Raw genomic sequence first — 430 nt, 5'->3', positions numbered from 1 at the left:
GAGCGGTTTCGGCGCGTCGCTTCTCGCGGGGATTTCGCTCGGAATCGCCGTCGGCTGGACGCTCCGGCTGCGTAAGGCGATTTTTCCCATTGCGAAGGCAATCAGCACTGTGCCGGCGATGATTTACGGGCCGTACCTCGTCGTGATGATGCCGACGTTCACGAGCGCATCGATATTCGTCATATTCTGCGGCACCTTTTGGAGCCTCTTCATGAACATGATTAACCGCGTGGGCACGATAGACCAGCGAATCGTCAATACGGCACGGATATTGAACGTGAAGACGCGGGTCATGCTGTTCAGCGTTATCCTGCCGTATACCCTGCCGAGAATCCTCAACGAGCTGACGGTGTCGCTGTCTATTTCGGTCATGACCCTGACGGTGGCGGAGATGATAGGCGCCGACCGCGGAATGGGTTTCTACGTGAAG

General features: G+C 57.0%; 1 protein-coding gene. It reads left to right on the top strand.

Translation table 11 applies throughout. The annotated features are described in order from the left end of the window. Window positions 1-31 precede the first annotated feature (31 nt). Window positions 32-430: ABC transporter permease (locus AWU74_RS08700; RefSeq protein ID WP_306701136.1), on the top strand; the 399-nt coding region annotated here is incomplete at its 3' end.

It is taken from the genome of Treponema endosymbiont of Eucomonympha sp. (genome assembly GCF_001028545.1).
This window is presented reverse-complemented; position numbering and strand designations above follow the sequence as displayed.